Source organism: Pseudomonas nicosulfuronedens (assembly GCF_005877905.1).
GTDB classification, from domain to species: domain Bacteria; phylum Pseudomonadota; class Gammaproteobacteria; order Pseudomonadales; family Pseudomonadaceae; genus Pseudomonas; species Pseudomonas nicosulfuronedens.
Genome location: NZ_SWDV01000079.1, coordinates 1 through 5,627 on the forward strand (window position 1 = coordinate 1; position 5,627 = coordinate 5,627).

Annotated in this window: 7 protein-coding genes; all 7 read right to left on the minus strand. The window is 57.1% G+C overall.

From position 1 onward, the window contains the following. A partial coding sequence (locus FAS41_RS31080; RefSeq protein WP_218939147.1) for a hypothetical protein occupies nt 1–224 on the minus strand: 224 nt, incomplete at its 3' end. A gap of 69 nt (nt 225–293) precedes the next feature. Continuing rightward, complete coding sequence (gene traV, locus FAS41_RS30115; RefSeq protein ID WP_138526925.1) at nt 294–821, minus strand: type IV conjugative transfer system lipoprotein TraV; 528 nt, start codon at nt 819–821, stop codon at nt 294–296. Continuing rightward, a complete protein-coding gene (locus FAS41_RS30120; protein WP_138526926.1) occupies nt 821–2,209 on the minus strand; it encodes a TraB/TrbI/VirB10 family type IV secretion system protein in 1,389 nt (462 codons plus the stop codon). The genes traV and FAS41_RS30120 overlap by 1 nt, the downstream gene beginning before the upstream one ends. A 10-nt stretch (nt 2,210–2,219) precedes the next feature. Then, nucleotides 2,220–3,326 (minus strand): TraK domain-containing protein, encoded by a 1,107-nt coding sequence (locus FAS41_RS30125; RefSeq protein WP_246084975.1) that lies wholly within the window; start codon nt 3,324–3,326, stop codon nt 2,220–2,222. A gap of 190 nt (nt 3,327–3,516) precedes the next feature. Next, nucleotides 3,517–4,152, minus strand: a complete 636-nt coding sequence (locus tag FAS41_RS30130; RefSeq protein ID WP_138526927.1) for a TraE/TraK family type IV conjugative transfer system protein — start codon at nt 4,150–4,152, stop codon at nt 3,517–3,519. After that, nucleotides 4,152–4,442, minus strand: coding sequence for a type IV conjugative transfer system protein TraL (traL, locus tag FAS41_RS30135; protein WP_138526928.1), 291 nt, complete (start codon nt 4,440–4,442; stop codon nt 4,152–4,154). Before traL ends, FAS41_RS30130 begins: the two co-directional genes overlap by 1 nt. After that, the gene (locus tag FAS41_RS30140) at nt 4,439–5,251 is read right to left on the minus strand and encodes a DsbA family protein (protein ID WP_138526929.1); all 813 of its coding nucleotides are present in this window, start codon (nt 5,249–5,251) and stop codon (nt 4,439–4,441) included. The genes traL and FAS41_RS30140 overlap by 4 nt, the downstream gene beginning before the upstream one ends. Between the last annotated feature and the right edge of the window lie 376 nt (nt 5,252–5,627).

Sequence of the window (5,627 nt, forward strand, 5' to 3'; positions counted from 1 at the left end):
ATAGTTGTCGACTTGCACTTCGGCTTTGTTTTCAGCGACCCATCTGGATCGGTTGTACAAGAACCACCATTTACACTTTGCGAACATGTGTAAATTTGCGACCCCGTCTGCCCTGCCGGGCATGCAACAGTTTCTTCACATGCAATGTTGACTGTGCCGCCATCTGCAAATGCAATAAGCGGTGCCCCCATTACAGCAAAGAATATAGCTAAGAATCGTCTCATATTGCGCTCCAATACAAACGCGAAAAGGCAGATACCTGCCTTTTCAATTCCTTGGTTCGAAACATTGGCCTAGCGGCTGTTCATGCCGGGAGTCGTTCCGGGAGAGGCACTCTTGTTTGGTTTGACGATGCTGAGCGGTCGCAACGTCGGGCTTGCTGTTGCCTGACGCGTACCGATTTCCCAGCGGCGAGGTTCGATTTCGGTGTAGATGTAGCCAGGTACGATCAAGTCGCCGTTGTCGTCTTCCCACGGATCGATCGCGATGCGCATGACTACGGCCTGAGTCCGGATCGGGATAGGGTTGCGAGCACGCATAGGCATCGGCGCGTTATCTGCACTCTCGGCATACAGGACTCGTGTTTCAGGGACGGCGGCGGCCTTCCCGGCACCATGCCCGGCGGCTGCCTCCTGCTCCTGCTTCAACTGAGTCTTATAATTTTCACCCTCAGTGGCGGTGTACACATCCTTGGCGGACATGCATGTCACACCATTAGGCATACCTTTACAGGCATATTCGCTCTCCCCCACGTTTAGCATATTGGAACAACCGGTGAGCGCCGAAGATGACAGAAGGATTACTACGATGATTTTTTTCATTAGTTACTTCTCCCCTTCGCAGCGCCAGCCGCCGAGTTATCTTTGGTTTTTTTATCCGAATTCAGGCCCACGGACTCGTTGGACTTTAATGTGTCCGAGTTAAACTTGACGGTCATACCCTTATTTACGATGAAGTCGACTTCACGCATTGCGTCGATTTCGATTACGGGGAACAGGTTTTGCGCCATTTCCAAGTAGTAATTCGCAATTCGATCTAATGCAGTGCCCATACCAGTGGCAGCTGCAGCTTGCAGGGCATTGGAGTCAAACACCTGTTCGTACACCGCACTTTGTTGGTCGCTACTGCCGTTACTACCACTTCGAGTGATGTTGATCGACGGGACCTGGCGGACGTTGAAGACGGACGAAGCACCTTGCATCAAGCCAGCCATAAGGCTTCGTGCGAGTAGTTGTCCTTGTTTGCTAACCAAGCGGCCGCGAAGACCGTTCTTGCCATCCTCACCCGAGGCGAAAGCCTCAAGAGGAGCTTCCAGCGTCTTGCCATCTTGGCGAACGCAGGACAACCGCTCGGCGCGCAAGTAGGCACGCTCGGAGCTCATGTCTCCCCATCCACCAGCAATGAGGAAGCACTCGCGAAAGTCTGCACGGAAACGGTTCGGCAGAATTGCCTCGGACTTAATCCGAACGAGCGTTGGGAATGGGTCCCGCTTCGCCTGCTGCCCGGTTGGTGCGTCCATACCGGTGACAAGAACACCCGACAGCATGGAGCCGGCCGGGAGCGACACCGAAATATCCTCCGCCTTCTCCTTCTTCTCTTCGTTCTGATTCCGGATTGTCCGGATCTTCACCGGCTCCTTCTTCACAGAAGAGCGAGCTTTGGGGTCCTCCTTCGGAGCGGCGGGAAGGTTGCTGTAGACATCACCCAATGCAGCAGACGAGCTTGTTGCCTTGGGGACGAAGCGAGCAGGCGCCGAGGGCATAGCGTCTTCGTCGGCGGTGAACTCCTCATCGGAACCACCATCGGCCCCGCCTTTCCGTCCCTGCCGCTGCGTTGCCTCCTTCTCGACACGCCCCAACTCCCCCTGAAGCGTCTGCAACTGGGCCTTCAACTCATCCATCTCCTTGGAGCCCTTTTCGTCCCTGCCACTGCTCTGCTGCTGTTCCAGGAGTCGCAAAATCCGAGCTTGGTCGCCCTGCAGGTTACGCACCTGGGTAGCGAGCGATGCAATGCCCAACTGACGTGGGTCGTTATCGGTCAGAACAGCCTCAACTTGGGGCTTCTTCGGTAAGCGGTCTTTGTGCTTAGGACCAGCCCACTGCAGAACGATCCCAACCAGGGCACCCACGGCGATGACTGTGCCGCCGATCACGAGAAGGCGCTTCGCGTTCGGGTTCAGCCGGTCAAGAACTCCTTGAATTCCGCTCATGGCCGCCCCCTCAATTCAACAGGCTCGGCCGGACGGAAGTGTCCGGCACGTCCACGGGTACACGGGTCACCACGTACACCTCACTCTTCTGGCCAGGCTCCAGAACCTCGTTTGGCCAGACGCTCACGGCCGCGCGGTTTGGGTGAGTGCAATCCGCATAATCGAACTCGACCGTGCGGGCGGAGATGTTCTCAACCGTGGCCACAAAAACGCGGAAATCGTGCCCTTCCAAGAGCTGCGCATGGCTGAAATCGAAGCTGAGGTTGGGTTGCGCGCAGGCGGGGACTCGACCGCCATTGGCTGGGGCACCCATCGAATAGCCCCGAGGCAGATTGCCCAGCGCCAGCTGGCGGAGGAGCTCCCGGAGCGTCTCCATGTAGGGCATAGAGCGCTCCCATTTCTTCGCTTGGCCGCTGTAGGAGCGAACCGAAGCTGCAGCGATGCCACCAGCGCCTTGCGGCTGGGCGGCACCGGGCAGTGACTTCGAGAAAATCAGGTTTGCCTGGATCGGCGGGATGTCTTGCGGGAAGAGCGTGAGAGAGATCGCAACCGACTCATCGTCAGCGGGTGTCACGTACATGGTGACCGGGCGCTCAGGCACGATAGTCGTTACGTAGATGACGTTTCCGCTCGTTTCGATCGTCGCATCCGAAACGGTTTGAACCTTCGGGTCTTCGAAGGGCGTGACGATACGGTTGATCTGTCCGAGGCTAATCGGAATCAGTGTGTTGGTTCCGTTGGTGACGACCACGTCTTGTCGAGTGTCGACCGGAGGCAACGACTTGACCGGCTTGGGCAAGACGCTGCTCGGTACCGCAGGGTTATCAGCACTTCCCGGTGTTACCTGGACGAGGCGCGGTTTTGATGCCGCCGGCGCGGGAGCAGGTGCATGACCTTGAACTGCCACGTCCGGTTCAGCCTCTGCAGCATCAGCAACGCGCTGCTGTTCAACACGAAGGGCGGCCTGCCGCTCGGGCTGCTGCGTGCTCGCGGCAACGGGCATGTTCAGCCCTGGGATCTGAATCTGTTCTTCAGCAGCGGCGTACGGGGCAATTGCCAGAGCCAGCGCCAGCGCAGCCGGGCGGAAGAGTGTTGGGTGCCTCAGGGACATCGTCATGACCTCTGTACTTTGATGAGGTCATTGTGGGAAGGCGTCAGGCTTCGATTTCGGCTTTTCCAACCAGAAAATGGTCAGAAAAAATCTGCACTGCCGCGGGCGCCAAATCGGGAAACAAGCCGTGGTCAAAACATGCAGGCAAAAAAAACCCCGGACCTAACGAGGGGCCGGGGTAGGAAAAACTGGTAGGTCAGCCGCGTGAGTGTGACTGCCGCTTAGCCTGGCGCTCGGCCGACTCGGCTTCGCGATCCTTCACGTCCTGGGTGCGAGGGTCGCCCCGGTTGGTCGCCATCCAGGTCAGGTTGGGCCTGTAGTCCTTGATCACGAGTTCAAACTCATAGGTCCGGTTCTCACGCTTACGATCGCCGGCAGGGCCTTCAGCGACGGAGTAGCCGGAAACGTAGAATTTGCTGGGATTGAGGTTGTCCCGGAGCACCTTCTTGGGCTCAAAGCTGAGGCTGACCCGATCCTGGCGGATCTGCTGGATCTGCTTGTCGAGCACGACCATGACGTCCTGATAGATCGATGGGTCGAGAATGGGACCAATCGCCTCTTTGATGATGTCCGCGTTATCCGGATTGACGTTGCCTAACATCATACCGAGATAGAGCGCCCAAGCGCTGGTGTACTCGCCCGATGCCTGTGTTTTGCTGACCCACGCTTTCTCGGTGAGGGTTGGTGGAATGACGGTCACTTTTTCTTCTCGGCGCAGGGACGCACACGAGGTGACCATCTGAGCGAAGACCAAAAGAATCAGCGCAGTTCGGTAGAACTTCACCTCCCCCTGCAAACCACTGAACGATTTTTTCAGATTGCCGAAGAGCATCAGATGAACTCCCGCTCATAGGAGTTGGGCATGGTACGTGTCTCCTTCATGCCGATGGACCCCATGTACCAATAGATGGCGTGGAGCAGATATCCATCAGGCCGGTTATCACAGAAGCGACGGTAGAAACGTGCCGCTACCATGCCCACCGCGGAGCAGATGATCAGTTGGGCCATCAGCACGCCGGCAACAAGTCCAATGCCGATTGGCATGACTTCGTCCAGGCGCCAGAAGAGAACGTGGGGAGGCTCGTCGATGTGCGCGGGGATGACTGTCGGCTCGTTGCTCATGGCGCATTAGCTCCTTTGGATGGGGATAGTTTGGCAATGGCGCTGAGGATGCCGGCAGGACTCGCGTGCTCGCCCTGCAGAAGGAGGGACTTACCGGTTTGGTTATCCAGCACGAGGGTGGACGGAGTCTGCGTGACGCCAAGCTGGATCACCTGTTCCAAGTCCTTGCTCACTCGTTTCGCCACAGCCCTGGACTCCGAGCAAGCTGCAAAGCGGTCGCCGTCGAGCCCCATTTCCTTCGCAATAGTCACCAGGGGCTTGCCAACGCCCTGCCCCTCGCTTCGAGTCAGATCGAACACCTTCTGGGCGAACTTCCATGCAGCGTCGGAACCCCCTTGGTCGCCCGCGCATTCGATTGCGTTGGCCTGATTGCGCGAGGTCTCACCCAGGAAAGGAACCTGCAGCAGCGCCGCGTTGATTTGGCCTGCAGACGATTCCACGAGGGATTTCAACAGGGGGAAGTGTTCTTTGCAGAAAGGACACTCGGTGTCGGTCATCTCGACCAGGGTGTAGCGCGCTGAGACGTTTCCGTAGACCCAGTTGTCGGGGTAGTGCTCAGGCGCAGCAGCAGCGGGGGCCGCGGATTGCAAACCCGATACCAGCTCGTTGATCTCCTTCGGTGTGAGACCTTTAGCGCTGGTATCGGAAAGCTGATTGCTGACCTCGGAGAGCTGCGACTGCAGTACGCTCACTTCACCGAGCGTTTGCACGTGGAAGTAGCCCAGTACAGCCAGTGCAGAGGACAAGGCCGCGATCGCAATCGTCGGCCCGTAGGATTTCCCGGGTGGGGCTTGGGTGGGAGCACTCATGAAGGCGAACCTGTTCAGAGGAATGCACCGATTTTTCACTGCCTCGGAACGATGCAAGCGCCTTTTCCTGCCAGAAAACGGTCGAAAAAAATTGGCTGATGAGTCAGGGGCCCTCTCTCGTATCCGATCAGGCTGAGTAGCGACTTTTGGAAAAAGCTACCCAGCCAACTTTTGCTTTACGTTACCCGTGCAAGTCTTCATTGATGAGCTGCTTCCACTACTTAACGGTTTGTCGCGCCGCGCTACTGATTCGATTGATTACATAGCGATGAGTCGCAACGTAAGCAATATCCTTTATTCCAAGAAAGTATAAAACGCATCCTTAGACATTCACTTATCTTCGGGCTAGCATCCAGGATGTCATTTTGATGGCAGC

Excerpts from the sequence above, each read along its gene's own strand:
- traV (WP_138526925.1), bottom strand. The coding sequence starts at position 821 with ATGAAAAAAATCATCGTAGTAATCCTTCTGTCATCTTCGGCGCTCACC.
- FAS41_RS30120 (WP_138526926.1), bottom strand. The coding sequence starts at position 2,209 with ATGAGCGGAATTCAAGGAGTTCTTGACCGGCTGAACCCGAACGCGAAG.
- FAS41_RS30125 (WP_246084975.1), bottom strand. The coding sequence starts at position 3,326 with ATGACGATGTCCCTGAGGCACCCAACACTCTTCCGCCCGGCTGCGCTG.
- FAS41_RS30130 (WP_138526927.1), bottom strand. The coding sequence starts at position 4,152 with ATGCTCTTCGGCAATCTGAAAAAATCGTTCAGTGGTTTGCAGGGGGAG.
- traL (WP_138526928.1), bottom strand. The coding sequence starts at position 4,442 with ATGAGCAACGAGCCGACAGTCATCCCCGCGCACATCGACGAGCCTCCC.
- FAS41_RS30140 (WP_138526929.1), bottom strand. The coding sequence starts at position 5,251 with ATGAGTGCTCCCACCCAAGCCCCACCCGGGAAATCCTACGGGCCGACG.